Origin of the sequence: Soehngenia longivitae (genome assembly GCF_004684055.1) — a bacterium.
GTDB lineage: Bacteria > Bacillota > Clostridia > Tissierellales > Tissierellaceae > Soehngenia > Soehngenia longivitae.
Map to the genome: position 1 here is coordinate 1 of NZ_SRIB01000029.1, position 1,706 is coordinate 1,706.

Consider the following 1,706-nt stretch of genomic DNA (forward strand, 5'->3'; position numbering starts at 1 on the left):
AAGTCCTTTTTTGTGTTATAATTATACTATAAAATTTAAATTTGGGCATAACTAATTAGAGGTCTACTGTAGAAAAATTTTTTTATAAGACTAAATTAGACCCCTAGAAGCAGTATAAAATGCCTAGATAACAAATTATATTATTTTAAAAGATTTGGATTTAAGATAATATCATTAGGGTTAATTCTTTTTATCCCTAATACATCAATCAACTTAAATCCATACCTTGTGCTGAATGCGTCAAATGGAGAGTGATCATTCAGCTTTTTTCTTGTGTAAGAGTTCACATGAGACATTACTAAACGGATATCATCTTGTGTTAGCTTGTCCATGCTCTTACCTTTAGGAATAATCCTGCGGATTAACTCATGATTATTCTCAATCTCTGGTTTTAGAAATGCTGAATAAGGATAGCAATAAAACACATTAGTAAGTTTTTCCCCATTGATTATTTCAATTTTATCTGGATCTGAAAACTCACTACCGTTATCTGTTAAAAGGACAGGAAATAAAGTTCTATACTCAGCTGAACCTATTGCATCATAAACCCATCTAAAACATTCAGTAACACTTCTAGAGTCATTAGCATCCCTAAGAAACATAAGCATAAATGAAGTATCAGTAAAGTGAATAGTAAGTAAAACTTTGCCACCCTTCCTACCTTCAACAGTATCCATTTGAACAATGCTAATATCCTTGTTTTCTTTAATAAATTCTAAATAGTCATCATATCTTCTATTTTTCAAACAACTCTTATCCACCTTATATCCCATCTGGAACTTCTTTCTAGGTCTATACTTAATTTTTCTAGGTAAATCAATATTCTTAGCAGATATAATTTGCTTATCGATGTAATTATACAGAGTTTTTTCACTAACCATGAAAGAATCCTTATTATTTGAATGAATATGATGAATTGATTGACCATTATTTACTAAAGGTGTAACAATATCATTAATTCTCTGAAGCTCCTCCGGTGACATTTCAATCCCAGATCTTGACTCAACCAAGATGCCCTCATAATCTTTTTGTGCATCCTTAGCTAAATAAAATTTCTTTGTAAGAGTACACTTTCTCCTATCATCGCAACCATTACAAACATAGGGAGATTTAGATAACTTACTACAAATATCCTCACTGAAATAATCACAATTATTATTACAAATATCACAAAATCTACAAAATTTATTATGCTTATTGCTACAATAATCATTCCCACAAATCTTTTTTAAATCACAATCATATCTGTATATACATGCATTGTAATTACGACCATAACAACCTTTTTTAGAAAAATTAGATCTGAGAATAATCTCTCTAGAAATAGTGGATTTATGTCTATTAAGCTCTCTAGCAATTTCGGATAAAGAATAATTGTTTTTAAGATACTTTTCAATATCTAATCTGTTATCAAAATTTAAATGTTTAGCCATAATAGCTACCTCCTTGAAGCTTATCATCCAGGCATAAGACAATGATACTACAAACTCCGCCGATATTGACATAAGAACCTGAAAATGAGCATAAAAAAATACCCGAAGGCAAGCAAAACAAAGGTATTTACTTACTTGCTTCGGATAGAAAATTTTATCATTTTCAAGAACCTTATATCAATATTTCCCTGCGGCGGCTCTTCTTGAGAAGATAGCACCCTCTGGCTTCACAAAACAAATTATGTCCATCAAAAGTTTGTAAGGTTAAATTAG

The 1,706-nt window shown here is 30.5% G+C and carries 1 protein-coding gene; it reads right to left on the bottom strand.

What is annotated here, in order from left to right; genetic code table 11:
• Positions 1 to 140: 140 nt before the first annotated feature.
• Positions 141 to 1,433 (bottom strand): IS30 family transposase, encoded by a 1,293-nt coding sequence (locus E4100_RS09250; protein ID WP_167792116.1) that lies wholly within the window; start codon positions 1,431 to 1,433, stop codon positions 141 to 143.
• Positions 1,434 to 1,706 lie beyond the last annotated feature (273 nt).

Coding starts and splice junctions, on each gene's coding strand:
- E4100_RS09250 (WP_167792116.1), bottom strand. CDS start 1,433: ATGGCTAAACATTTAAATTTTGATAACAGATTAGATATTGAAAAGTAT.